Annotated in this window: 25 protein-coding genes; 21 read left to right on the top strand and 4 right to left on the bottom strand. The window is 72.7% G+C overall.

Translation table 11 applies throughout. The features are described 5' to 3' along the window. The first annotated feature begins 62 nt into the window (after positions 1-62). The 5 genes from NFX44_RS20110 to NFX44_RS20090 all read left to right on the top strand — a co-directional run bounded on the left by NFX44_RS20110 (position 63) and on the right by NFX44_RS20090 (position 5222). A complete protein-coding gene (locus tag NFX44_RS20110; protein ID WP_262285093.1) occupies positions 63-509 on the top strand; it encodes a hypothetical protein in 447 nt (148 codons plus the stop codon). Then, a complete protein-coding gene (locus tag NFX44_RS20105) occupies positions 509-2149 on the top strand; it encodes a cation acetate symporter (RefSeq protein WP_262285092.1) in 1641 nt (546 codons plus the stop codon). The genes NFX44_RS20110 and NFX44_RS20105 overlap by 1 nt, the downstream gene beginning before the upstream one ends. A gap of 138 nt (positions 2150-2287) precedes the next feature. After that, complete coding sequence (locus tag NFX44_RS20100; RefSeq protein WP_262285091.1) at positions 2288-3052, top strand: ABC transporter ATP-binding protein; 765 nt, start codon at positions 2288-2290, stop codon at positions 3050-3052. Next, complete coding sequence (locus tag NFX44_RS20095) at positions 3037-4734, top strand: ABC transporter permease (RefSeq protein ID WP_262285090.1); 1698 nt, start codon at positions 3037-3039, stop codon at positions 4732-4734. The genes NFX44_RS20100 and NFX44_RS20095 overlap by 16 nt, the downstream gene beginning before the upstream one ends. Beyond that, a complete protein-coding gene (locus NFX44_RS20090) occupies positions 4734-5222 on the top strand; it encodes an SRPBCC family protein (protein ID WP_262285089.1) in 489 nt (162 codons plus the stop codon). The genes NFX44_RS20095 and NFX44_RS20090 overlap by 1 nt, the downstream gene beginning before the upstream one ends. A 59-nt stretch (positions 5223-5281) precedes the next feature. Here NFX44_RS20090 and NFX44_RS20085 read toward each other — a convergent pair whose 3' ends face one another. From NFX44_RS20085 to NFX44_RS20075, 3 genes are read right to left on the bottom strand one after another with little or no spacing between them, the layout of a single operon-like run. Then, a complete protein-coding gene (locus NFX44_RS20085; RefSeq protein WP_262285088.1) occupies positions 5282-5539 on the bottom strand; it encodes a hypothetical protein in 258 nt (85 codons plus the stop codon). Between the two features lie 19 nt (positions 5540-5558). Next, positions 5559-5756: a DUF397 domain-containing protein gene (locus NFX44_RS20080; protein ID WP_262285087.1), complete on the bottom strand. Its 198-nt coding sequence runs from the start codon at positions 5754-5756 to the stop codon at positions 5559-5561. Further along, positions 5753-6538: a helix-turn-helix transcriptional regulator gene (locus tag NFX44_RS20075; protein ID WP_262285086.1), complete on the bottom strand. Its 786-nt coding sequence runs from the start codon at positions 6536-6538 to the stop codon at positions 5753-5755. The genes NFX44_RS20080 and NFX44_RS20075 overlap by 4 nt, the downstream gene beginning before the upstream one ends. A gap of 285 nt (positions 6539-6823) precedes the next feature. Here NFX44_RS20075 and NFX44_RS20070 point away from each other — a divergent pair, with 285 nt between their 5' ends. The 12 genes from NFX44_RS20070 to NFX44_RS20015 all read left to right on the top strand — a co-directional run bounded on the left by NFX44_RS20070 (position 6824) and on the right by NFX44_RS20015 (position 18805). Further along, a complete protein-coding gene (locus NFX44_RS20070; protein ID WP_262285085.1) occupies positions 6824-7564 on the top strand; it encodes a flavin reductase family protein in 741 nt (246 codons plus the stop codon). A gap of 159 nt (positions 7565-7723) precedes the next feature. Beyond that, the gene (locus NFX44_RS20065) at positions 7724-8092 is read left to right on the top strand and encodes a DUF485 domain-containing protein (RefSeq protein WP_262285084.1); all 369 of its coding nucleotides are present in this window, start codon (positions 7724-7726) and stop codon (positions 8090-8092) included. Then, positions 8070-9743 carry a cation acetate symporter gene (locus NFX44_RS20060; RefSeq protein WP_262285083.1) on the top strand — a complete coding sequence of 558 codons (1674 nt, stop codon included), beginning with the start codon at positions 8070-8072 and terminating at the stop codon, positions 9741-9743. The genes NFX44_RS20065 and NFX44_RS20060 overlap by 23 nt, the downstream gene beginning before the upstream one ends. A 72-nt stretch (positions 9744-9815) precedes the next feature. Then, positions 9816-10796: a UDP-glucuronic acid decarboxylase family protein gene (locus tag NFX44_RS20055; RefSeq protein ID WP_262285082.1), complete on the top strand. Its 981-nt coding sequence runs from the start codon at positions 9816-9818 to the stop codon at positions 10794-10796. A 74-nt stretch (positions 10797-10870) separates the two neighbouring features. Next, positions 10871-12124 (top strand): LCP family protein, encoded by a 1254-nt coding sequence (locus NFX44_RS20050; RefSeq protein ID WP_262285081.1) that lies wholly within the window; start codon positions 10871-10873, stop codon positions 12122-12124. A 209-nt stretch (positions 12125-12333) separates the two neighbouring features. Continuing rightward, positions 12334-13545, top strand: a complete 1212-nt coding sequence (locus tag NFX44_RS20045) for an LCP family protein (protein ID WP_262285080.1) — start codon at positions 12334-12336, stop codon at positions 13543-13545. A gap of 207 nt (positions 13546-13752) precedes the next feature. Then, positions 13753-14670, top strand: coding sequence for an LCP family protein (locus NFX44_RS20040; RefSeq protein WP_262285079.1), 918 nt, complete (start codon positions 13753-13755; stop codon positions 14668-14670). Between the two features lie 29 nt (positions 14671-14699). Next, on the top strand, positions 14700-15035 hold the full coding sequence (locus NFX44_RS20035; protein ID WP_262285078.1) for a rhodanese-like domain-containing protein: 336 nt from the start codon (positions 14700-14702) through the stop codon (positions 15033-15035). Positions 15036-15047: 12 nt separating this feature from the next. Further along, positions 15048-15839 (top strand): glycerophosphodiester phosphodiesterase family protein, encoded by a 792-nt coding sequence (locus NFX44_RS20030; protein ID WP_262285077.1) that lies wholly within the window; start codon positions 15048-15050, stop codon positions 15837-15839. A gap of 76 nt (positions 15840-15915) precedes the next feature. Further along, positions 15916-17370, top strand: a complete 1455-nt coding sequence (locus NFX44_RS20025) for an ATP-binding protein (RefSeq protein ID WP_262285076.1) — start codon at positions 15916-15918, stop codon at positions 17368-17370. Between the two features lie 72 nt (positions 17371-17442). Further along, the gene (locus NFX44_RS20020) at positions 17443-17859 is read left to right on the top strand and encodes an ATP-binding protein (RefSeq protein ID WP_262285177.1); all 417 of its coding nucleotides are present in this window, start codon (positions 17443-17445) and stop codon (positions 17857-17859) included. 61 nt (positions 17860-17920) lie between these two features. Further along, positions 17921-18805: a DUF5926 family protein gene (locus NFX44_RS20015; RefSeq protein WP_262285075.1), complete on the top strand. Its 885-nt coding sequence runs from the start codon at positions 17921-17923 to the stop codon at positions 18803-18805. Here NFX44_RS20015 and NFX44_RS20010 read toward each other — a convergent pair. Next, positions 18792-20012 (bottom strand): arginine deiminase, encoded by a 1221-nt coding sequence (locus tag NFX44_RS20010; RefSeq protein WP_262285074.1) that lies wholly within the window; start codon positions 20010-20012, stop codon positions 18792-18794. The two genes, NFX44_RS20015 and NFX44_RS20010, sit on opposite strands and share 14 nt — an antisense overlap. 163 nt (positions 20013-20175) lie before the next feature. On the opposite strand from NFX44_RS20010, the gene NFX44_RS20005 reads away from it, so the two are divergent. The 4 genes from NFX44_RS20005 to NFX44_RS19990 all read left to right on the top strand — a co-directional run bounded on the left by NFX44_RS20005 (position 20176) and on the right by NFX44_RS19990 (position 22667). Then, positions 20176-20913, top strand: a complete 738-nt coding sequence (locus NFX44_RS20005) for a hypothetical protein (RefSeq protein WP_262285073.1) — start codon at positions 20176-20178, stop codon at positions 20911-20913. A 230-nt stretch (positions 20914-21143) separates the two neighbouring features. Continuing rightward, positions 21144-21599 carry a PAS domain-containing protein gene (locus tag NFX44_RS20000; RefSeq protein WP_262285072.1) on the top strand — a complete coding sequence of 152 codons (456 nt, stop codon included), beginning with the start codon at positions 21144-21146 and terminating at the stop codon, positions 21597-21599. A gap of 75 nt (positions 21600-21674) precedes the next feature. Further along, positions 21675-22064, top strand: coding sequence for an ACT domain-containing protein (locus tag NFX44_RS19995; protein WP_262285071.1), 390 nt, complete (start codon positions 21675-21677; stop codon positions 22062-22064). 48 nt (positions 22065-22112) lie between these two features. Continuing rightward, a complete protein-coding gene (locus NFX44_RS19990) occupies positions 22113-22667 on the top strand; it encodes a hypothetical protein (RefSeq protein WP_262285070.1) in 555 nt (184 codons plus the stop codon). Positions 22668-22677: the final 10 nt, after the last annotated feature.

Raw genomic sequence — 22677 nt, 5'->3', positions numbered from 1 at the left:
TTGTCCACAGGGCCGTCCCCGGCGCTCTTGACATTCCCGCTGATCAGGCGAGACTGCCGGGGATGACCGGAGCGGAGGAGCAGGACGTTCCGGGGCGGCCCGACGGGTCGGCTCCGGTCCCCGGCCCGCGCGCCCCGCAGCCACCCCGGCGGACCCGCGTCGTGCTCGCCGAGGTCGCCCGCCCGCGCAGCCGCGCCGATCACACCCGCTCCGAGCTGACCCAGCAGACCCGGGTCGGCGAGACGCTGGTGCAGGGCCTCATGCGGGCCCAGCTCTCGCTGGCCCTGCGGCTGAGCCTGCTGGTGCTGATCGGGCTGGGCGGGCTGCCCTGGCTCTTCGCCATCGCGCCCTCGGTCGGCCGGGTCACCGTGCTCGGCGTCAACCTGCCCTGGCTGCTGCTCGGGGTGGCCGCCTTCCCGTTCCTGATCGGGGTCGGCTGGGCGTACGTGCGGCTGGCGGAACGCAACGAGCAGGACTTCACCGACCTGGTCCAGCGGCCGGAGCGCTGATGGCCAACGGCTACGTGGTCCCCGCGATCGTGGCGGTCACCCTGGTCACCGTCGGGATCGGCTTCTACGGGCTGCGGCTGGCCCGGACCACCTCCGACTTCCTGGTCGCCTCGCGGGCCGTCAGCCCCACCTGGAACGCCGCCGCGATCGGTGGGGAGTACCTGTCGGCGGCGAGCTTCCTCGGCGTGGCCGGGCTGATCCTCAAGTACGGCGTCGACGTCCTCTGGTACCCGGTGGGCTTCGCGGCCGGCTACCTGGCGCTGCTGCTCTTCGTGGCCGCCCCGCTGCGCCGTTCCGGGGCCTTCACCCTGCCCGACTTCTGCGAGGTGCGGCTCGGCTCGCGGCGGCTCCGGAAGCTCGCCACCGTCTTCGTGATCTTCATCGGCTGGCTCTACCTGGTGCCGCAGCTCCAGGGCGCCGGGCTGACGCTGGCCACGGTGGCCGGCTCGCCCTACCCGGTGGGCGCGCTGCTGGTCGCCGTCGTGGTGACCGCGAACGTGGCGCTGGGCGGGATGCGGGCGATCACCTTCGTGCAGGCCTTCCAGTACTGGTTGAAGCTCACCGCGCTCGCCGTACCCGCGATCTTCCTGGCGTTGCAGTGGCAGGCCGATGCCCGCCCGGCGGTGACCCCGCCCGACGGGCCGGCGTTCCGGACCGCGACCACCGTCGTGGTGGAGCACCGCGCGACGCTCACCCTGCCCGACGGCGACACCCGGGAGGTACGCCCCGGCGACCGTCTCGACTTCGCCGCCGGTGATCCGGTGCCCGAGGTCTCCGGCGCGGCCACCGCCGCCACCGACTGGCTGCTGCCCGACACGGCCGGCGACGACGACCGGGGCCTGTTCGGGACGTACTCGCTGATCCTGGCCACCTTCCTCGGCACCATGGGGTTGCCGCACGTGCTCGTGCGCTTCTACACCAACCCCGACGGCGCCGCCGCCCGGCGCACCACGCTGGTCGTGCTTGCCCTGGTCGGCGTCTTCTACCTGCTGCCCACGATCTACGGCGTGCTGGGCCGGGTCTACACGCCGCAGTTGCTGGTCACCGGCCAGACCGACGCCGTGGTGGTGCTGCTGCCCGGTGCCGCGCTGGGCGACGGCACCACCGGCCGGCTGCTCGCCGCGCTGGTCGCCGCGGGGGCGTTCGCGGCGTTCCTCTCCACCTCGTCCGGCCTGCTCACCAGCGTGGCCGGGGTCATCTCCACCGACGTCCTCGGCCGCGGCTCGGTGCGCGGCTTCCGGCTGGCCACGGTGATCGCCGGCGGTGTGCCGGCGATCCTCGCGCTGAACGTCTCCGGGCTGGACGTCTCCCAGGTGGTCGGGCTGGCCTTCGCGGTCGCCGCGTCGAGCTTCTGCCCGCTGCTCGTGCTGGGCATCTGGTGGCGCGGCCTGACCGACCTGGGCGCCGCCGCCGGGGTGCTGGTCGGCGGCGGCGCCGCGATCGGCGCCGTGCTGCTCACCGTGCTCGGGCCGCCGCTGTCCGGCTGGCCGGCCACGCTGACCACCCAGCCGGCCGCGTGGACGGTGCCGCTCGCGTTCACCGTGATGGTGGCGGTGTCCATGGCCACCCGCCGGCGGCTACCCCGCGACGTCGGCGTCACGATGCTTCGCCTGCACACCCCGGAGACGCTGCGTCTGTAGATCGTTCCTTCCGCACCGCTGGCTCGGCTTCCGCCGCCTGAACCGGCCGGCGCCCGTCCCGGAAACCTTCTCAGGTAGGACGGAAGATCCTCCTCTGGCCGGATCGACCGCTGGCCGGGGCGGGCTACGGTCGTGGGCATGACCGATCAGCACCCGGCGCTGTCCCTCCGTGGCCTGGCCAAGCGGTTCGACACCAAGGTCGCGGTCGCCGGCGTCGACCTCGACGTGCCGACCGGCTCGTTCTACGGGCTGCTGGGCCCGAACGGGGCCGGCAAGACCACCACCCTTTCCATGGCCGTCGGCCTGCTGCGGCCCGACGCCGGCCAGGCCCGGGTGCTCGGGCACGACGTCTGGGCCGACCCGGTGCGCGCCAAGGGGCTGCTCGGCGTGATGCCCGATGGCGTACGCCTCTTCGACCGGCTCACCGGGGCCGAGCTGCTGGCCTACCACGGGCTGCTGCGTGGCATGGACCCGGCGGTGGTCGACCAGCGGGCGGCGGAACTGCTCGACGTGCTGGCACTCACCGACGCCGGCCGCACCCTGGTGGTCGACTACTCGGCCGGCATGAAGAAGAAGATCGGCCTGGCCTGCGCGCTGCTGCACGGCCCCCGGCTGCTGGTGCTGGACGAGCCGTTCGAGGCGGTCGACCCGGTCTCCGCGGCCCTGATCCGGGACATCCTGCACCGCTACGTGGTGGGCGGCGGCACGGTCGTCTTCTCCAGCCACGTCATGGAGGTCGTCGAGCGGCTCTGCTCGCACGTGGCGATCCTGGCCGACGGCCGGATCATGCGGGTCGGCACGCTCACCGAGGTCCGCGGCGAGCGGTCGCTGGAGGAGGTCTTCGTCGAGGTGGTCGGCGGGCGGACCGCGACGGGCGAGGAGCTGTCGTGGCTGTCCCGGTGACCGCCGCCGAGCGGCTGGCCCGGTCCGTCTCGCCCCGGCACTTCGTCCGGCTCAAGCTGCGGGTGCTGCGCAACAACTTCCGCGGTCAGGCCTGGCGGGTCGCGCTGTTCGTGGTGGGTGTGGTGGTCGGCCTGTGGTTCGCCGCCGGCGGCTTCTTCCTGCTGGCCGCGCCCGGCCTGGTCGGCGAGTCCCGCTACGCGCTGATGACCGCCGCCTTCGGTGGTGGCCTGCTGACCGTCGGCTGGCTGCTGTTCCCGCTGGTCTTCTTCGGCGTCGACGAGACGCTGGACCCGGCCCGGTTCGCGCTGCTGCCGCTGTCCCGCCGCACCCTCGTCAGCGGCCTGTTCGCGGCCGCCCTGGTCAGCGTCCCCGTGCTGGCGACACTGGTCGCGGTCACCGGGCTGGTGGTCACCGCCGGCAGCCTCGGGGGCTGGTCCGCCGCACTGGTCGAGGTGCTCGGGGTGCTCCTCGGCCTGCTGCTCTGTGTGGCCGCCGCCCGCGCGGTGACCAGCGCCTTCGCCACCATGCTCCGCTCCCGCCGGGTGCGGGACCTGGCCGCCGTGCTGCTCGCGGTGCTCGCCGCCCTGCTCGGCCCGCTGCAACTGCTGGTGATCGGCGCGGTCCAGCAGGCCGACTGGGACCGGCTCACCGGCGTGGCCCGGGTGGTCGGCTGGACGCCGTTCGGTGCGCCCTGGACGGCCGGCGTCGACGTGGCCGAGGGGCACGCCGGGTCGGCCGTGCTGAAGCTGCTGATCGGCGTGGCCGCGATCGGCGTACTCCTGCTGTGGTGGTCGCGGTCGCTGGAGTCGGCGATGGTGGGCGCGGCGAGCGCCGGGCCGTCCCGGGACCGGCGCGGCACGGTCGCCGGTGCGGCGGTCGCGCAGCTCTTCCCCCGGGCCGTCGGCTGGGCCCGACGGGACCGGTTCGGCGCGCTGGTCGCCCGGGAGTGCCGCTACTGGTGGCGCGACGCCCGGCGGCGGGCCAACCTGATCACCGTGGCGGTGGTCGGCATCTTCGTACCGGTGATGGTCAACCTGGGCGGCTCCCAGCTGGTCACCGAGGGCGGGGCGGCGTTCGGCGAGGCCACCGCCAACTCGTCCCCCGTGCTGGTCAGCCTCTCGATGCTCTTCGTCGGGGTGCTCGCCGCGGTGACCCTGGCCAACCAGTTCGGTTTCGACGGCAGCGCGTACGCGGCCAACGTGGTGGCGGGCGTGCCGGGGCGGGTGGAGCTGCGGGCCCGGATGGTTGCGTTCTCGCTCTACGTGGTGCCGATCCTCGGTGTGGTCGCCGTGGTGCTGGCCGCGGTGCTCGGGCGGCCCGGCTGGTTCGGTGTGATGGCCGGCGCGCTGTTCGCCGCGTACGGCTGCGGGCTGGCGATCAACGCGTCCGTCTCGGTGCTCGGCGGCTACTCGCTGCCGGAGACGAGCAACCCGTTCGCCATGAACACCGGCGCCGGGATCGCGAAGAGCCTGTACACCCTGCTGTCCATGCTGGCCACCGCGGCGGCCGCCGTGCCGCTGGTGGTGGCCGCCGCGCTGCTCGGCGACGTCTGGCTCTGGCTGGCCCTGCCGGTCGGTCTCGCGTACGGGCTGGGCGCCGCGCTGCTCGGCGCGTACCTGGCCGGGGACGCGCTGGACCGCCGCCAGCCGGAACTGCTGGCCGCCGTCACCCCGAGGCGCTGATGCCGGTCGTCGAGGCGGTGACCACCGTCCCGGTCCCACCGGAGCTGGCCTTCGCGGTGTCGCAGACCGTGGCGCCGGTCCGCTACCGCTGGGACCCCTTCGTCCGGGAGCAGCACTTCGTCGACGGGGCGACCCGCCCCGGCAAGGGCGTGCGCACCTTCACCCGGTCCCGGCACGGCCTCGTCATGGTCAGCGAGTACGTCTCGTGGGCGCCGCCGACCAACGTGGGCATGAAGATGGTGCGCGGGCCGTGGTTCTTCGAGCGGTTCGGCGGCGGGTGGCGGTTCGCGCCCGGCCCCGAGCCGGGCACGACGGTGGCCACCTGGCGGTACAACTTCCGGTGCCGGCCCGCGTTCCTGCGCCCGGTCGCCGACCGGATCGGGGTGTGGCTGCTCGGCCGCGACATCCGCCGCCGGATCGCCGGGTACGCCGCCGGCTGCGCCGACCCCGAGGTGCTGGCCGCCGCCCGCCGCTCCCTCGCCGCGTAACCGGAGATCTTGGAGAGTTGCCGTCCGTCGTGAACGGGAACTGTCCAAGACCCGCGGGGTCAGGCCGTGCGGCGCATGGCCGCGTAGAGGTGGTGGCCGTCGCCGATGCTTGTCACGTTGACCAGCTCCCAGCCGTAGTGGGACAGGTGCTCGACCGCCTCCATGAGCGGCGGGAACCCGCTACGCCCCCAGGCGTGCTTCGCGGTGATCACGAGGTGCCGGTGCGGGTAGGCGCGCAGGTCGACCTGACCGCCGAGGATGGCGTCGGCGCTGGCGACGCGTTCCTGGGCGAGCTTCTGGGGTGGGACGAGAGACATGCCCGGCAGGGTAGGGCCCTCAGTCGAGCCCGGCCCGCCCGAGGCTCGCGAGCAGGCGGCGCCAGGAGTCCGGGGAGAAGGCGAGCGCCGGCCCGGAGGGATCCTTGCTGTCCCGGACCAGCACCACCCCGGGCAGATTGCCCGCCACCTCGACGCAGTTGCCACCTGAGTCGGTCGAGCGTGACGACGTGCGCCAGCGCGGCTCGACGGTGGTCATGGCGTCACCTTCAACTTCCGGATCAGATCCAGTGAGGCTCCCGTGGACAGCGCTTCCCCAAGGAGGCTATCCCACTTCCGCTCGATCAAGCCGATCGTGTCGGGGTCGTCGATGACGTGTCCCCGCGCTGCGTTTTCGAGGTACAGGACCCGCTCGGATTCCGGCAGATCGGCAAGCACGAAGCCTCCGCCGAGGCCGGCATGCTCGCCGACGGCGAGCGGAACGACGTGCAGCCGCACAGCGGGAAGCTCGGCCACCTCCAGCAACCGCCCGAGCTGAGCGTCAAGCACGGCGGGCCCGCCGACGGGCCGCCGGACAGCCGTCTCGTCCAGCAGGAAGACGCAGTGAGGTGGGGCGTCACGGTGCAGCAGTTGCTGACGCTCCAGCCGGACGGCCACGAGTTCGTCGACTGTGCCGGGTGGTTGGAGGCCACCGGTGGAGATGACCGCGCGGGCATACGCCTCGGTCTGGAGCAGCCCGGGAACCAGACACGCTTCGAAGGCGCGCAGCCGGAGCGCCTGCTGCTCGTACCCACGCCAGGGCACGAACCACGACGGACCGCGCTCCTGGTCGGCGGCCTTGAGCAGTTGGGCGAGGAGGCCGCCGGTGCCGAGGGCCTCGTCGGCGGCGACCGCGAACTCCATGGTCGGGCGGCGGCGGCCGGTCTCGATGGCGGCCACCGTTGACGGACTCCACCTGATCTCGGCCGCGAGCCCTTCCTGGGAGACGTCCGCACCGGCTCGGGCGGCCTTGAGCGCCCGGATCCACATCTCGATGTCCATCCTTACGTCCCCGGTAAGTACGTGATCGCCCTGTGTAGTAAGCCCTGGCATCCTCCCGCGCCGACCCCTCCGAGTCCAGGGTGGAGAGGCGCGGCCCGGCTGGTGGAGGCGACGACCCGGCGGCCGGTCCTGCGGCAGGTCGCCCCGGCCATTCCCCGGCCGGGGCGACCCCTATCCGGGGAGGCGCTGATGAGCAACGACCGCCGAGATCTTGGACGGAAGTGGCCCTCCGCGGGGCTGAATTCGTCCAAGATCCGGACGAGGCCGGGAGCGGCGCACGTCGCCATGCGTCCTTCGTGGCGGTGCCGGGTGTGCGGGGCGCACTGGCCGTGCCAGCCGGCGCGGCTCGCGCTGCTGACGGAGTACCGGCACGACCGGACGGCGCTGATGCTCTATCTGGGGCGGCTCATGGCCGAGGCCGCCGAGCAACTTCCGCGAGCCGGGGACCTGCACCAGCGCTTCCTAGGCTGGGCGCGGGGCCGGGGCGGCACAATGTTTCACGTGAATCATGATCCGGGCGCCGAGATCCACCACACCGACCCGTTCGCCGTGCCGGCCGGGCAGCGCTCGCCGGTCCGCCGGCTGCGCGGCCGGCTGGCCGCCCCGGTGACGCTCTGGACCGCGCCCGGCCCGGCCGGCCTGACCGTCTCGTCCACCCTGGTGGCCGAGGGTGAGCCGGACCGGCTGCTCGGGCTGGTCGACCCGGAGTCGGACCTGTGGGCGGCGGTCGAGGAGGCGGGCCGGTTCGCGGTCGCCCCGCTCGGTCCCCAGCACCGGCAGCTCGCCGACCGGTTCGCCGGCCTCTTCCCGTCCCCCGGTGGCCTCTTCGCCCTCGACTCCTGGACCGACACCCCCTACGGACCGGTGCCCGCGGACGCCGGCGGGTGGGCCGGGTGCCGGCTCGACACCGCCCGGGAGTACGGCTGGGGCCTGCTGGTGGAGGCCACCATCGAGGCGGTCGACCTGGCCGAGGAGACCGCGCCGCTGCTGCACTACCGCGGTCGCTACCGGGGGCTGACCGACTGACCACCGACCGCTGAGCGGAGTGACCTGAGTCACTCGGCGCAGCCGGACCACCGTTCGGCGCAGGCGTCGACCATGGCCGATCCCAGCCTTCCCCGGCGGGGAGCGCGCTCTCTACCGTGCGCGAAAACTCCCCACGCCTGCGAAGGTGGTGATCCACAGATGTCCACGGACACACCCGCGTCCGCACCCGCCGAGTCGGCGGCGGAACGGTACCTCGCCGTCCAGCGGTCGGACGAGTTCGCCGGGTTGCGGCGCGCGCTGCGCGGCTTCATCTTCCCGATGACCGTCGCGTTCTTCCTGTGGTACGCGCTCTACGTCATCCTCTCCGCGTACGCGCGGGGTTTCATGGGCACGAAGCTGGTCGGCAACATCAACGTCGCCCTGGTCTTCGGCCTCCTCCAGTTCGTCTCCACGTTCGTGATCGCCTGGCTCTACTCGCGGTTCGCCGATCGGAAGATCGACCCGGTCGCCGACCGGATCCGCGCCGAGATGGGGGAGGTGACCCATGAACACGGTCCTCGCGGCTGAGGCGGGCAGCACCACGGCCCGGAACCTGACGATCACGCTCTTCCTGATCTTCGTGGCGATCACGCTGGCCATCACGGTGTGGGCCAGCCGGCAGACCAAGACCGCCACCGACTTCTACGCCGGCGGCCGGTCCTTCTCCGGCTTCCAGAACGGCATGGCCATCGGCGGCGACTACATGTCGGCCGCGTCCTTCCTGGGCATCGCCGGCCTCATCGCCCTGTACGGCTACGACGGCTTCCTCTACTCGATCGGCTTCCTGGTCGCCTGGCTGGTGGCGCTGCTGCTCGTCGCCGAACTGCTGCGCAACTCCGGCCGGTACACGATGGCCGACGTGCTGGCGTTCCGGATGCGCCAGCGTCCGGTGCGGACCGCGGCGGCGGTCTCCACCATCACGGTGTCGATCTTCTACCTGCTGGCCCAGATGGTGGGCGCGGGCGCGCTGGTCGCCCTGCTGCTCGGCATCAAGCCGGGCACCACCTTCCTGGGCATGGACGCGGACACCGCCAAGGTGGCCACCATCATCATGGTCGGCGCCCTGATGATCATCTACGTCACGGTCGGCGGGATGAAGGGCACCACGTACGTCCAGATCGTCAAGGCGTTCCTGCTGATGACCGGCGCGGTCGTCATGACCCTGCTGGTGCTGGCGCACTACAAGTTCAACCTGTCCTCGCTGCTGGGTGACGCGGCCAAGCAGTCCGGCAAGGGTGCGTCCTTCCTCGAACCCGGGTTGCGCTACGGCGTGGAGACACCCGGCGACGCGCTGAAGACCTTCTACAGCAAGATGGACCTGCTCTCGCTGGGCATCGCGCTGGTGCTCGGCACCGCCGGCCTGCCGCACATCCTGATCCGCTTCTACACCGTGCCGACCGCGAAGGCGGCCCGGAAGAGCGTGCTCTGGGCCATCGGCATCATCGGCACCTTCTACCTGCTCACCCTCGCCCTCGGCTTCGGCGCGGCGGCCCTGGTCGGCGGCCAGGCGATCACCGCGCAGGACAAGGCCGGCAACACGGCCGCCCCGCAGCTCGCCGAGGCGCTCGGCAAGGACTTCTTCGGCGGCGACCTGGGCGGGGCGACACTGCTGGCGATCATCGCGGCGGTCGCCTTCGCCACGATCCTGGCGGTGGTCGCCGGGCTCACCCTGGCCTCCTCGTCCAGCCTGGCGCACGACTTCTACGCCAACGTGGTGAAGAACGGCCAGGCCTCGGAGCGGCAGGAGGTGAACGTCGCCCGGATCTCCGCCCTGGTGATCGGTGCGATCTCCATCGTGCTGTCGATCTTCGCGCAGAGCCTGAACGTGGCGTTCCTGGTGGCGCTGGCCTTCGCGGTCGCCGCCTCGGGCAACCTGCCCGCGATCCTCTACAGCCTGTTCTGGAAGCGGTTCAACACCTCGGGCGCGGTCTGGGCGATCTACGGTGGCCTGATCGCCGCCGTGGTGCTGGTCTTCTTCTCCCCGGTGGTCTCCGGGGCGCCGACGGCCATGTTCCCCGACCACGACTGGCACTGGTTCCCGCTGTCGAACCCGGGCATCATCTCGATCCCGATCGGCTTCCTCTGCGGCTGGGTCGGCACCCTGCTGTCGAAGGAGCACGACGAGGTGAAGTACGCCGAGCTGGAGGTGCGGTCGGTCACCGGCGCCGGCGCGCACTGACCGCACCCCCCACCCCCGGTGGGCCGGAGCCGACGACGGTTCCGGCCCACCGGCTTGAGTAGGCTTGCCGGCATGAAGGTCGCTCCCCGCTTCGGCTCCGGACATCGCATCCTCGTCACCGGCGGCGCCGGCTTCGTCCCGTCGCACCTGGTCGACCGGCTCATCGAGCGCGGCTGCACGGTCGTGGTGCTGGACAACTTCGTCACCGGCTCCAAGGACAACATCTCCCACCTGCTCGAGAAGCCGACCTTCACGCTGATCGAGGCGGACATCTCCGAGGGCCTGCCGACCGATCACCCGGCCATGGCCGAGCGGTTCGACGGGATCCTGCACATGGCCTCCCCGGCCAGCCCCACCGACTTCGAGAAACTGCCGGTGGAGATCCTGCGGGTGGGCTCGGTGGCCACCCTGCACCTGCTGGAGCGGGCCACCGCCGACGGCGCCCGGTTCCTGATGGCCTCCACCTCGGAGGCGTACGGGGACCCGAAGGAGCACCCGCAGCGCGAGACCTACTGGGGCAACGTCAACCCCATCGGCATCCGGAGCGTCTACGACGAGGCCAAGCGCTTCTCGGAGGCGGCCACCATGGCCTACCACCGCAGCCGGGGCACCGACACCGCGATCGTCCGGATCTTCAACACGTACGGCCCGCGGATGCGGCCCGACGACGGCCGCGCCATCCCGACCTTCATCTCCCAGGCGCTGCGCGGCGAGCCGATCACCGTGCACGGCACCGGCAACCAGACCCGGTCGATCTGCTACGTCGACGACCTGGTGCGGGGCATCCTGCTGCTGCTCGACTCGACCGAGACCGGTCCGATCAACTGCGGCACCGAGCACGAGATGTCGATGCGGCAACTGGCCGAGACGATCGTGTCACTGACCGGAAGCAGGTCCGAGGTGAGCTACATCACCCGCGCCGCCGACGATCCGGAGATGCGGCGACCCGATCTGACGCTCGCCCGTGAGCTGCTGGGATACGAGCCGACCGTGACGCCCGAAGACGGCCTCCGACGCACGATCGAGTACTTCCGCGGCCGGCTAGGGTACTGAGTCCCCCTGGGAGGAGGCTGACACCCGGCTGCGCCTCAGGGCACGGCTGGCTCCGCCGACCTACCCTCGGTTACATGTCAGCGACCTCGTCTGCCGGCGTCCCGCTCCCCGCACGTCTGAGTCGGAGCGCGGGCCGCGCCCAGGTCCCCGGCTCCGGCCGGGGGACCACCGGGCGTGCCCGCGCGACCGACGCCCGCTGGTACCCCTCGCCCGACGACGAGCCGCGCCCCGGCGGCCCCGGGGGTCCGGGCGGACCGACCGGGCCGGGTGGGCCCGGCGGGTCGGGCGGCGGCAACGGCGGTGCCGGCCGGCGCGGCCCGCGGCCGCGCTGGGGGCGCATCGGCCTGGTGGCCGGCATCGCGGTGCTGGTGCTGGCGCTGCTCGGTGGCGCGGGCGCCTGGCTCTACGCCCGCAACCTCAACGGTGACCTGGCCCGGACTGACCCCTTCTCGCAGATCACCGGGGGCCGGCCGGCCAAGCAGGTCGACGGCGCGTTGAACATCCTGCTGGTCGGCAGCGACTCGCGGGACCCGGACGCCGAGGTGGACGCCGCCGGCAAGTGGCGGGCGGACACGCTGATCGTCATGCACGTCCCGGCCGACCACAAGCAGGCCTACCTGGTCTCCATCCCGCGTGACCTCTACGTGCCGATCCCGGAGAGCGCCGGCGCGTCCTGCGACTCGGGCTCGCGCAACAAGATCAACGCGGCGTTCGCGTTCGGCGGCCTCCCGCTCGCCGTGAAGACGGTGGAGTGCTTCAGCGACGTCCGCATCGACCACGTCATGGCGATCGACTTCGGCGGCTTCAAGGAGGTCACCGACGCCCTCGGCGGGGTGGACCTCAAGGTGGAGCGCACCATCACCTCGATCCACAAGCCGTACCGGACGTTCACCAAGGGCGTGAACCACATGAACGGCGCCGAGGCGCTGGACTGGGTCCGGCAGCGCAAGCAGTTCCCCGACGGCGACTTCGCGCGGATGCGTCACCAGCAGGAGTTCCTCAAGGCGCTGATGGACAAGGCGGCCAGTACGGGGACATTGACCAACCCGAAGAAGCTCAACGAGTTCCTCAAGGCGGTCACCGCCGCCGTCACGGTCGACCAGGGATTCTCGTTGACCGACATGGCGCTGCAGTTCCGGAACCTGCGCGGGGAGAACCTGACCTTCCTCACCAGCCCGAACCTGGGCGGCCAGACCGTCGACGACCAGTCGGTGGTGGTCTCCGACCGGGAGAAGGCGCTGGCGATGTACAAGGCCATCGCGTCGGACACGATGGCCGACTGGGTGAAGGCCAACCAGAAGACCGACGGCGACGGGAGCGGTGGCTGACGCCGCCCCCCGCGAGGCGACGCATCCGGTCGGCGGTCAAGGCTCTTCCCATGGTGAGCCAACCGCCGACCGGATCTTTTCAATTGACCGTTCGGTCACAACCCCGAGCCATTGGCCGAGATTGACGGGAATAGCCCTCACATGAGGTCGCGAGAACGGGAACAGATACGTACAGTGGTCCCGCCCCCGATCACCGAGCTGGAGCACGCATGCCGGTCCAGACCAGCCGTCGCCCTCAGTCACTGGAGCCCGGTTCGCCCGGGTGGGTTCCCCCGATCATCCCCACGCAGCCCGGCCATGGCGGCCGCGGGCCCGGCGGCGGGAAGAAGCGCACCAAGCGCAAGGACCCGTTCTGGGCCAAGCTGACGGTGATCTTCGGTGCCGTGCTGATGATGACCAGTGGCGTCGCGATCGTCGGCAGCAAGGCGGTGATCGGCCAGGCGACCAGCAGCATCGACCAGGGCAACCTGCTCGGTGAGGCGGGCAAGACCGACGCCGAGGGTGGCAACAGCCTCGAAGGCCCGATCGACATGTTGCTGCTCGGCGTCGACGCCCGCCAGCGCTGGGCCGCCGACGACGTCCGGTCGGACACGATCATCATCCTGCACATCCCGGCGACCCACGACCAGGCCTATCTGATCTCCATCCCTCGGGACACCGAGGCGCAGATCCCGGCCTTCGAGAAGAGCGGCTACCGGGGCGGCACGGACAAGATCAACGCAGCCTTCCAGATCGGCGCCCGCAACGGCGGCGGCTGGGAGGGCGGCGCCCAGTTGATGGCCAAGACCATCAAGTCGATGACCGGCATCAGCTTCGACGGCGCCGCGATCATCAACTTCGGCGGCTTCAAGAACGTGATCGACGCCCTCGGCAGCGTGCGCATCTGTGTGAGTCACGAGGTCAAGTCGCACCACATGTCGATGGTCGACGGCAAGCCGATGTGGAACGCGGACGCGAAGAAGACCGGCAAGTCGTACACGCCGGTGGTGCACAAGAAGGGCTGCAAGGAGATGGAGGGCTGGGAGGCCCTCGACTTCGCCCGCCAGCGCTACGGCCTGCCGAACAGCGACTACGACCGGCAGCAGAACCAGCAGCAGCTGATCAAGGCGATGGCGAAGAAGGCCACCGACAAGGGCATGCTGACCAACCCGATCAAGCTGAACTCGCTGATCAAGGCGGCCGGCAAGGCGTTCATCCTGGACACCGGCGGCGTGCCGATCGCGAACTTCATCTTCACGCTCAAGGGCGTCAGCGGGAACGACCTGGTCACCCTCCGGACCAACGGTGGCACCTACAGCAGCGCCGGCAACGGCCGGGAGAAGTTCAACGAGACGACCATGGACATGTTCCAGGCGGTCAAGAACGACAAGCTCGCGGACTTCGTGGTGTCGAACCCGTCCGTCCTGTCCACCCGCAAATGACCTGATGACCGGCCGGTAGCCGCGCGAAAGCGGCACCGGCCGGAGCTTCCCCCCGTAGCCTGACGTGAGCGGGTCTCATGTCGCGGCTACGGGGGGACTGTCACGTCCAGGCCAGCACGGAACGCACGCGGGCGGGGTCGACCCGCCCGCTGGCCCCGGTTCCTGCTCGGCTCCGGTCTCGCCCTGCTCCTGCTCGCCACCCTCGGCGTGGCGGGGCTGCACTGGCTCACCAACCGGTACGACCGCACGGTCACCAAGCAGCAGCTGCTCGACGCGGGGGCCCGGCAGTCCCGCACCGACCTCTCCGGCCCGCTCAACTACCTGCTGATCGGGTCCGACCACCGGCTGGGCGCCAACCCCGAGGACCAGCGCTCCGACAGCATCCTGATCGTGCACGTGCCGGCCGGGCTCCGGCAGGCGTACCTGATCTCCGTCCCGCGCGACCTGCTGGTCGCCATCCCGGCGGCGCCCGGCTTCGGCGGCGGCCAGGACAAGGTCAACTCGGCGTACGAGCACGGCGGCGGGGGCGAGGCCGGGGCCCGGCTGCTCAGCGCCACCCTCACCCGGCTCACCGGGGTGCGCTTCGACGGCGCCGCCCTGATCGACTTCTCCGGCTTCAAACAGGTCATCGACCTGCTCGGCGGCATCCGGATGTGCGTCGACACCCCGGTCCGGTCGATCCACACGAAGACCCAGTTCGACACCGGCTGCCAGCAGATGAACGGCGCCCGGACCCTGGACTACGTGCGGCAGCGCTACGGCCTGCCCGACGGTGACTACGACCGGCAGCGGCACCAGCAGCAGATGCTCCGGGCGGTGCTCGACCGGGCCGGCGAGACCCACCTGCGCAGCGACCCGGTGAAGCTGGACCGGGTGCTCCGGGCGGTCGGCGGGGCGCTGACCCTGGACAGCAACGGCGTACCCCTGGAGGACCTGCTCCTCGCGCTCCGCGGGCTGCCCGCGGACGCCCTGCACGGCGTCCAGGTGCCCTCCTACCCGCAGACCATCGACCAGGTCTCCTACGTGGTGCTGGACAACGGCGGCGGCGGGCTCTTCGACGCGCTGCGCGGCCACCGCATGCCGGAGTGGGCCGCCGCCAATCCCCGCTGGGTCAACCACCTCTGACCGGACGGGCCCGTCTAGGCTTGGTAGCCGTGTTCGGACCACAGGTTCCCAGCGTGCCCGCGTCGGCCGTGCCCGACGATGTCTACCTGCTCGACGTCCGGGAGGACGACGAGTGGGCCGCCGGTCACGCGCCGGCCGCCCACCACCTGCCGATGACCGAGTTGCCGGCCCGGATCGCCGAGGTGCCGGACGACCGCGAGGTGGCCGTGATCTGCCGCTCCGGCGGGCGGTCCGCGCAGGTGGTCGCCTACCTCATGCGCAACGGCTGGGACCAGGTGCGCAACGTCGAGGGCGGGATGGGCGACTGGGCCGCCGCCGGCCGCCCGGTGGTCACCGACGACGGGCAGCCGGGCCGGGTCGCCTGAGGCGACGCGGCCATGACCGTCCCCCTGGTCTTCGCACACCGCGGCGCGTCGTACGACCTGCCGGAGCACACCCTCGCCGCCTACCTGCGCGCCCTCGACGAGGGCGCGGACGGGCTGGAATGCGACGTCCGGCTCACCCGGGACGGGCACCTGGTCTGCGTCCACGACCGGCGGCTGGACCGGACCAGCAACGGTCACGGGCTGGTCAGCGCGCGGACACTCGCCGAGCTGGAGACGCTCGACTTCGGCTCCTGGCACCCCGGCGGGGTGCCCGCCGACGGGGACGAACAGCTCGACGAGACACACACCCGGCTGCTCACCCTGGAGCGGCTGCTCGACGCGGTGCTGGCCGCCGGCCGGCCGGTCCGGCTGCTGATCGAGACCAAGCACCCGTCCCGCTACGGCCGCGACGTCGAGCGCCGCCTGGTCACCGTCCTGCGGCGGTACGGGCTGGCCGAGCCCGGTCCGGACGACCCGGTCACGGTCACCGTGATGTCCTTCTCCCCGCTCGCCGTACGCCGGATCCGCGACCTCGCGCCGGCGCTGCCCACGGTGCTGCTGCTGGAGGTGCTGCCGCGCTGGCTGCGGCTGGGCCGGCTGCCGTTCGGCACCCGGATCGCCGGGCCGGGGATCGGCCTGGTGCGGGCCCGCCCCCAGCTCGTCCCCGCGCTGCGCGCCGCCGGCAACCAGGTCTACGTCTGGACGGTGAACGAGCCGGAGGACCTGGAGCTGGTGCTGGCCGCCGAGGTCGACGGGGTGATCACCGACCGGCCGGCGCGGACGTTGGCCCGGTTGGGCCGGTGAGGCCGGCCGGTCCGACCGGTGGGCGGTCGCCCGGCCGGGGGTGTCCCCGCACCGGGCGGCGGGGCACACTCGGGACATGCCGGAGCGAATTGACTTCACCGCCCTCATCGCCGGCCACACCAGCGTGATCAAGATGATCAACTCGGGGGAGTCCGGCCTTGCCGTGCTCACCCGGCTGCTCGGCGAGGTGGAGCCCGCCCTCGGCGCGGCCGGCCTGGTGTTCGTGGAGTTCGCCCCCACCGGCGGCCGGGTGATCGCGGCGACCGGCAGCGCCGAGTTCGTCACCGGCCGGCCGCTGCCGGCCACCGACCCGGCCACCGTCTGCCTGCTCTCCGGCCCGCCCGTGCGCGAGCTCCGGGTCGACGCGATCCCCGGCGCGCTCGCCGACGAGGTCGCCGCGCGCGGGCTGCGCCGGATGATCCTGGCGCGCGCCGAGATCGGCGGGCTGACCGTGGGCAGCCTGCACGCCCTCTACCCGGAGGGCGAGCCGCTGGACGCCGCGCAGCACGCCGTGGTCGGCTACGTGGCCGCCTGCATCGCCCACATGTACGGCGACCAGACCGGCCTGCCCGTGCACGGCGACGGCCCGGTGGTGGCGGCGCTCGCCGACGGCCTGGCGGTGGTGGACCGCGAGCACCACGTACGGCTCTGGAACCCGGCCGCCGCCCAGGTGACCGGGCGGCCGGTCGGTGACGCGCTCAACCAGCCCCTGCCGTTTCCCCTCCCCCCGTCCGGGCAGGTCCTCGACCACCGGCTGCCGGACGGCCGCTGGCTGCGGATCACGTCCGGCGAGCTGCCCGGGCCGGGCACGCTGCGGGTGGTCACCTTCCGCGACATCACCGACCAGCAGCGGCGCGACAACGACCGGGACCTCTTCGTCGCGGTGACCAGCCACGAGCTGCGCACCCCGGTCACGGTGATCAAGGGGTACGCGGACACCCTCACCGACCACTGGGAATCGCTCAGCGACGACGACCGGCGGCAGGCCGCCCGGATCATCGGGCAGCGCGCGAACGAGCTGGCCCGGCTGGTCGACCGGCTGCTCACCGCCGCCACCGAGAACCGCCCCGGTGGCGAGCCGGCCGCCCCGTTCGACCTGGCCGACGCACTGCGGGCGGCGGTGCCCGACCTGCCGGCGGACGTCCGGCACCGGGTGGTCCTCGACCTGCCGGCCGACCTGCCCAAGGCCCTCGGCGACCGGCACAGCCTGGCCACCGTGCTCACCGAACTGAGCACCAACGCCGGCAAGTACTCGCTGCCGGACACCCCCATCGAGGTCTGCGCCGAGGCGAACGAACGCACCGTCTCCTTCCGGGTCGCCGACCGGGGCATCGGCATCCGGCCGGAGCACGTGGAGCGGGCGTTCGACAGGTTCTGGCAGGGGGAGTCCGGCGACCGGCGCCGCTACCCGGGGGCCGGCTTGGGGCTCTATCTCGTCCGGCAGATCGTTGAACAGCAGAATGGATGGGTATCCCTACGACCGAGAGCCGGTGGGGGTACCGTCGCAGAGGTGCGGCTGCCGCGGGGGTGAACCCGGCCCGGCCCGCACAGGGGTGGGGAAGGAACGACGGTGGGGACGGGTTCGGCCGAACGATCATGGTGCGTGGTGGTGCCCCACCACGCCACCGGCGCGCGCCTGGCCCGGCACCGACTCGCCGACGAGCTGGCCGACGTCGTACCCCCGACCCTGCTGGCCGACCTGGTGGCCGTCCTCGCCGAACTGGTCGGCAACGCCGTGCGGCACGCCGACCCGCTGCCCGGGGGCGTCGTCCGGGTGGCCTGGCGGCTGCGGCCGGTGGCCGGTGGGCAGACCGTCCAGGTCCGGGTGACCGACGGCGGCTCCGCCACGGGCCCGCTCATGCGGATCGCGACCCCGGACGCCGTCGACGGGCGCGGCCTGCACATCGTCTCCGGGCTGGCCGACCGCTGGGGCGTCGAGCGGGACGGCCTCGGGCAGAGCGTCTGGGCCGAGTTCGACCCGACCGCCTCGACCCGGCCGGACCTGGTCGTGGCCGGTTGAGGCGACCGGGCAGGCGGGTCCGGCCCACGGCCGTCCGCTCCGGCATCTAGGCTGTCTCGCCGTGAGCAAGCGTCGAAAGAGCCAGCGGGCCGCCGAAGCCACCCCGAAGCGGGAGAAGGTGCGCGACGTCTTCGTGCCCCGACCGTTCGAGGGCCTGGTCGACGAGCCGGAGTGGATCGCCCTGCGCGAGCTGGTCCCGGCCGCCTCCGCGCCGCTGCGGCTGACCCCCGAGCTGGTCGAGGAGCACGGCGACCGGCCGGTCACCCTGGCCACCGTGCTGCCGATGGCCGCCCCGGCGATGACCAAGCCGGACGGGCGGGTCTTCATCGGCCTCCAGCGGCACCAGCAGTCCGGCGACGTCTCGCGGGACCTGGCCGACGCGCTGCTCTGCGCGCTGCGGACCGAGCCGGGCGGTCAGGTGAGCGTGCCGCCGCTGCCCGGGCCGGGCCCTCGCCTCCAGGACATCCTGGTGGACGGGCCGCTGGAGATCAGCATGCACGACGGCTTCGAGTTCTGGCTCGACCCGGGCGCCGCCGACGACCCGAACGTGCAGGCGTCCCTGGAGCGGGCCAACGCGGCGATCTACCCGACCGTGAAGCTGGCCGCGGCGCGGGCCGCGTACTGGTGCCAGGTGCCGGAGAAGGCGCACGTGCGCTGGGTGCTGCCGGACGACGAGGACGTGGCGCTGGACGCCCTGTCCCGGCTGAGCGTGGCCGGCACGCTGACCCTCGGCGACGACACCCGCTTCGCCGGCATGTTCCGGGCGCACGGCCGCCTCGTGCCGGTCTGGGACCTGCCCGAGGACGTCCCGGCCACCGACTGGGAGGAGCCGGTGACCGGGTTCGCCAAGCGGTACGCCGAGGCGCTGGAGGAGCGGGAGCCGCTGGACGCGGCCGGGCGCCGGGCCCGCCAGGGCCTGCTCGGCCGCCAGCTCACCCTGCGCTGAGGCTCAGCGGTTCGCGGACCAGCGGGCAGGACATGCAGCGGGGGCCACCCCGCCCGGAGCCCAGCTCGGACCCGGCGATGGCGATCACCTCGATGCCGGCCCGTTCGAGCTGGGCGTTGGTCTCCACGTTCCGCTCGTAGCCCACGCAGAGCCGGGGGGCGAGCGCGAGCGTGTTGTTGCCGTCGTCCCACTGCTCCCGTTCCGCGGTGACCGGGTCCAGCCCGGTGTCGATCACCCGGAGCTGGTCGAGGTCCATGGCGTCGGCGGCGGCCCGCAGGAACGGCGCCGGGCCGTCGACCCGCGGGTCCTCGCCGTCCGCGCCGGCGATGACGGTGTACGCGGAGAGCTCGCTGGCGATGTTCGGATACATCAGCACGGCGTCGACGTCGACCATCGTGCAGACCGTGTCGAGGTGCATGGTGGCCCGTTCCTGGGCGATCGGCACCACCAGGATGGTGTGCGCCAGCCCGGCGGCGAAGACCTGCCGGCCCAGCCGCTCCGCCCCGGCCGGCGTGGTCCGCTCGCCCACCCCCACGGCGAGCACCCCCGGCGCGAGCAGCAGCACGTCGCCGCCCTCCAGGTGCTCCAGCTCTTGGTGGTAGACGAACTCGGTGCCGACGAACCGCGGGTGGTAGCGGTAGATCGCGTTGGTCAGCGTGGTCTCCCGCCGGCGGGCCGGCATGGCCAGGCTGGTCACCCCGACCCGGTCCCCGATCCAGACCGACGAGTCGCGGGTGAAGAGCAGGTTGGGCAGCGGGTCGACGATGAAGTCGTGCCGGTCCATCAGCGTCCAGACCAGACCGCCGGGGCGGTCCGGGCCGATCCGCAGCTCCTCGTGGGCGAGCCCGGCGACGAACACGTCGGCCAGCGCGGCCGGGTCGAGGTACGTGAGGTGGTCGGCCACGCGGCGGCGCAGGGTGTCGCCCAGCCGGGGTGAGCGGAGAACCTGCTCGGTCAGCTCGGCCCGCGCGTCGGGCACGGCGAGGGTCTCGGCCAGCAGGGTGGCCAGGTAGAGCACCTCGACGCCGCGGGACCGCAGGGCGGCCGCGAAGGCGTCATGCTCCTCCTGCGCCCGGCCCACCCATGGGATAGCGTCGAAGAGCAAGGAGTCGTTGTTGCGTGGGGTGAGGCGGGCGAGTTCCGGCCCCGGGCGGTGCAGCAGCACCGTGCCGAGGCGACCGACCTCGCTGTCCACGTAGTGGGTCACCTTCGCAGCCTAGGACAGGCTTCAGCACCATCCGAGAAAAGAAGTGTGAATGAATATGGCATTCATCCGCACTCATTCCGGCGCTCCAACTTGCCGAGGACCGGGGTGTGCAACGTAGGGTAGTGGAGACATAACTTCGAGAGACCTTTTGCCGGAGGTCGCGATGACTGTCTTTCCCGCTCGCCGAGCCGTACCGAGCCGGGCACTGCCGCCCGTCTCGGTGCCGCACCCCCGGGTCGAGACCACCTCGGTGCTCGAACCGGCCCGACCGACTCCGCTGGAGTGGGCCCGCCGCCGGCGGGCCGAGCGGGGAGCCCGCCGGTTGGAGGCGGCCGGGGCCCGGGCCCTCGGTCAACTCGACCACCTCGGGCCCGCCTGGCACGTCATCGAGTGGCCCCGCACCGACGCCGCGGACATCCTGCTCGACCACACCCGGGACGAGCGGGCCGGGTTCCTCGCCATCGGGCCCAGCGGGCTCTTCGCGGTCACCATCGCCGACCACGGCCGGGCCCGGGTGCTCGTCGCCGGCGACGTCGTGCAGATCAACGGCAAGCGTCCGCCCTATGTGGCCGAGGCGCGCCGCGACGCCAAGCGGGCCAGCAAGGCCCTCTCCGACGCCGTCGGCCTGCCGATCCCGGTGACCCCGGTGCTGACCTTCGTCGGCTCCGGGGTCATCAGCGTCTACGGCCTGCCGAAGGACTGCCTGATGGCCACCCACCGGGAGCTGGACCGCCTGCTCGTCGCCGGTGGCAACCGGATCAGCCCGGCCACCGCCGAGAAGCTCTCCCGGGTCGCCCAGGCCCCGTCGACGTGGCTCAACGGCACGTACCGTCCAGCGGCCGACTACCGGTGGTACGACGAGGGCCGAACGGCCGCTGACAAGCGGGCCGCCCGCCGGTAACGTCTGCGGCGACGCCACGCGGTCCGCGGGTCCGCCCCGGTGGTCCCGTCGGCCCGCGCCGTCGCCGGCCGCCCGACACCGGGCACCGTCGCACCGACACCTGTCCCCCGGTCCCCGCCGAGCCCCGGACCCCCCGCCCGGCTCCGGCCACCGGAGACGCCGCACGGTGCGGGCGGTCGTCGTGACGACCGGCTAGCGTGGACAGACCGTCGGTGTACATAGGAGGCGCGGTGGCCCACGTCGAACTCTCGCTCTCGGAAGTGTTCGTGCCCCCGGCGGGGACACCGACCGAGCAGGAGTCCGACAACGTCGGGCGGTGGTCCGGCATGGTCTCGCGGGCCGCCGAGCCATGCCTGCTGATCGACGCCGACACCACCGTGGTGGCGATCTCCTCGTCCGGCTGCGACCTGCTCTGCCTCGGCGCCCCGGAGGACGTGATCGGCCGGCCGCTGCTGGAGGGCGGCCTGCGTCTGGTCGACTTCACCGCCAGCCCGAGCGAGCTGACCGAGCAGGAGACCGACAAGATCCCGCCACTGCTGGCGCTGCACTCCGGCCGGCTGGCCCGAGGGCTGCTCCGGGTGCAGGGGCCCGGCTCCGACGCCGGCACGACGGTCGACGCCATCTCCACGCCGGTGCTCAGCGACGGCCAGGTGGCCGGCGCGCTCACCTTCTTCTCAGCCGTCTGACCTGCGAGGACGTGTGGCGATCGCCGCACCGGGCGGTGCTGGGGCACAGCCATACCGAGGCCGTAGGGTGCCCTCATGCTCGATGTCGCTCTGTTGCCGGGCGCGTACGCGGTGTGCCGCCTGCCGGCCGGCGCCGTGCTGCCCCCGCACCTCTGGGGCGAGCTGGGCGACGGCGACGTGGTGACGGTGAGCTGGGCCGCCGACGGCGTCTCGGTGATCTGCCCCGCCGAGCGGGCCCCCACCGGGGCGGACGTGGAGACCGAATGGCGCTGCCTGCGGCTGGTCGGCCCGCTCGACGGGGCGGTCACCGGCACCCTCGCCGCGCTTGTCGACCCGCTCGCCCGGGCCCGGGTCGACGTGGTGGCCTTCTCCACGTACGACACCGACCACCTGCTGGTGCCCGCCGTGCGGCTGGTCGAGGCGACGGGCGCGCTGGAGCGGGCCGGCCACCGGGTCCGGACGTGACTTCACCCGCCCGGGTGATCCTCCTACGATGGGCTCGGCCGTCCGGCCATGACGACATCCGTCGCTGCCGAGGATCGCACCGTGCCCTGCACCCCGCCCCACCCCGCCCGCCGGCGACTCCCGGTGGTGCTGGCCGCCCTGCTCGCCCTCGCCGGCTGCGGCGCACCGCCCGAGCTGACTGATCCGGCCGCCTCCGCGACCGCCGCTCCGACGGCCTCCGCCACCCCCACCCCGAGCGCGACACCGACCGCGCCGGTGACCCCGACCGGGCCGGCGCGCACGGCGTCGACCCCGGACCCGACCGCCACGCCCTGCCGATCCGGCCCGTCCGGCGACCGGGTGGTCGCCCTGCTGCGCGGTTCGGCCCGGGTGCTGCCCCGCGACGTCCGGGTCACGGTGCGGACGGGACCGCTCTGCGCGGAGGGCTGGCAGTACACCGTGCTGGCGGTGAGCGGGCACGAGGAACTCCAGGTGGTCACCCGGGGCCGGCCCACCGCGCTGGAACTCGTCACCGCCGGCACGGACGTGTGCGGCGTGGAGGTGCGCGCCGCCGGCCCGTCCGGCATCCGGACCCTGGCCTGCGACGGCACCCCGGGTGCGTAGTCTGGGCGAC

This window comes from Micromonospora sp. MA102 (genome assembly GCF_025460765.1).
In the GTDB taxonomy this organism is placed as follows: Bacteria; Actinomycetota; Actinomycetes; order Mycobacteriales; family Micromonosporaceae; genus Micromonospora; species Micromonospora halotolerans.
Note: the sequence above shows the minus strand (reverse complement) of the source record. Positions and strands in the feature narration are given on the sequence as shown.

Coding starts and splice junctions, on each gene's coding strand:
- NFX44_RS20110 (WP_262285093.1), top strand. CDS start 63: ATGACCGGAGCGGAGGAGCAGGACGTTCCGGGGCGGCCCGACGGGTCG.
- NFX44_RS20105 (WP_262285092.1), top strand. CDS start 509: ATGGCCAACGGCTACGTGGTCCCCGCGATCGTGGCGGTCACCCTGGTC.
- NFX44_RS20100 (WP_262285091.1), top strand. CDS start 2,288: ATGACCGATCAGCACCCGGCGCTGTCCCTCCGTGGCCTGGCCAAGCGG.
- NFX44_RS20090 (WP_262285089.1), top strand. CDS start 4,734: ATGCCGGTCGTCGAGGCGGTGACCACCGTCCCGGTCCCACCGGAGCTG.
- NFX44_RS20085 (WP_262285088.1), bottom strand. CDS start 5,539: ATGTCTCTCGTCCCACCCCAGAAGCTCGCCCAGGAACGCGTCGCCAGC.
- NFX44_RS20080 (WP_262285087.1), bottom strand. CDS start 5,756: ATGACCACCGTCGAGCCGCGCTGGCGCACGTCGTCACGCTCGACCGAC.
- NFX44_RS20075 (WP_262285086.1), bottom strand. CDS start 6,538: ATGGACATCGAGATGTGGATCCGGGCGCTCAAGGCCGCCCGAGCCGGT.
- NFX44_RS20070 (WP_262285085.1), top strand. CDS start 6,824: ATGCGTCCTTCGTGGCGGTGCCGGGTGTGCGGGGCGCACTGGCCGTGC.
- NFX44_RS20065 (WP_262285084.1), top strand. CDS start 7,724: ATGTCCACGGACACACCCGCGTCCGCACCCGCCGAGTCGGCGGCGGAA.
- NFX44_RS20060 (WP_262285083.1), top strand. CDS start 8,070: ATGAACACGGTCCTCGCGGCTGAGGCGGGCAGCACCACGGCCCGGAAC.
- NFX44_RS20055 (WP_262285082.1), top strand. CDS start 9,816: ATGAAGGTCGCTCCCCGCTTCGGCTCCGGACATCGCATCCTCGTCACC.
- NFX44_RS20050 (WP_262285081.1), top strand. CDS start 10,871: ATGTCAGCGACCTCGTCTGCCGGCGTCCCGCTCCCCGCACGTCTGAGT.
- NFX44_RS20045 (WP_262285080.1), top strand. CDS start 12,334: ATGCCGGTCCAGACCAGCCGTCGCCCTCAGTCACTGGAGCCCGGTTCG.
- NFX44_RS20030 (WP_262285077.1), top strand. CDS start 15,048: ATGACCGTCCCCCTGGTCTTCGCACACCGCGGCGCGTCGTACGACCTG.
- NFX44_RS20025 (WP_262285076.1), top strand. CDS start 15,916: ATGCCGGAGCGAATTGACTTCACCGCCCTCATCGCCGGCCACACCAGC.
- NFX44_RS20005 (WP_262285073.1), top strand. CDS start 20,176: ATGACTGTCTTTCCCGCTCGCCGAGCCGTACCGAGCCGGGCACTGCCG.
- NFX44_RS19995 (WP_262285071.1), top strand. CDS start 21,675: ATGCTCGATGTCGCTCTGTTGCCGGGCGCGTACGCGGTGTGCCGCCTG.
- NFX44_RS19990 (WP_262285070.1), top strand. CDS start 22,113: ATGACGACATCCGTCGCTGCCGAGGATCGCACCGTGCCCTGCACCCCG.